This is a genomic window from Phormidesmis sp. 146-33 (assembly GCF_052939515.1).
The window spans coordinates 1-1,056 of record NZ_JBJPHU010000295.1; the positions used below are offsets into that span (position 1 = coordinate 1).

The following is a 1,056-nucleotide window of genomic DNA, read 5'->3' on the forward strand; positions in this document are numbered from 1 at the left end:
CCTGATTTCTATTCGCAGAAGCGGGATTTGGTCAACTCGAAAGCGCTGTTTCCTGAGTACGCAGATATCCATTCTCAAGTGCTGCAAGACTGCATTGCGAGAGTAAAGAAGACGTTTGACCGATGGTTGAAAGGGGACGGCAACGGTAAGAAATCAGGGAAACCACGATTCAAAGGACATAGACGATATCGCTCATTCACATTCCCTCAGATCAAACAAGACTGCATTCAAGGCAAGTTTATCAAGCTTCCGACAATTGGCAAGGTGAAACTGATTCAGCACCGTCCGCTACCCGACGGATTCACAATCAAGACGGCAGCCATTACTCACAAAGTTGATGGTTGGTACGTTGTTTTGAGTCTCGAAGATGCTTCGGTTCCTGCTCTCAGCCCTGATATTCCAGTGATGGAAAATACTATCGGGATTGATGTAGGTTTGAAGTCATTTCTAACGGATGATTCAGGCGTAGAGGTTGCAATTCCTCAGCATTACCGCAAAGCTGAAAAGCAACTGAAACGACTACAGCGCGGATTATCTCGCAAGAAGAAAGGCTCTAATCGTCGTAGAAAAGCGATTAAGCGAGTCGGTAAAGCACACCTAAAAGTCTCGAATACTCGCAAGGACTTTCACTACAAAACAGCGAAAAAGCTTTTATCTCAAGGGAAGCATGTTGCACATGAAAAGCTGAATATCAGAGGACTTGCCAAATTGAGATTGGCAAAATCGGTCAATGATGCTGGATGGGGTCAATTCCTGCAAATTCTCTCAATCAAGGCTGAAAGAGCCGGGTTGCAAATCATTGCTGTGAATCCAAACGGTACAAGCCAAAACTGTTCAAGCTGTGGGATCAAGGTCAAGAAAGGACTTTCCGACCGTTGGCATTCCTGCCACAACTGCGGATGTAGTCTTGACCGTGACCACAATGCAGCAATCAATATCAAACATAGAGCGGTAGGGCATTCCGTTCTTAAAGCTCATCAAACGTCCGAAGCAATAGCTGGAGTCGATGAGAAGCCAGCGTTCTATGCGTCAGCATGAACGTCTGGAGTATGTCAC

Annotated in this window: 1 protein-coding gene; it reads left to right on the top strand. The window is 45.8% G+C overall.

Going from position 1 to position 1,056, the window contains the following annotated elements:
• Positions 1 to 1,038: RNA-guided endonuclease InsQ/TnpB family protein (locus tag ACJ2PR_RS36075; RefSeq protein ID WP_446880667.1), on the top strand; the 1,038-nt coding region annotated here is incomplete at its 5' end.
• Positions 1,039 to 1,056 lie beyond the last annotated feature (18 nt).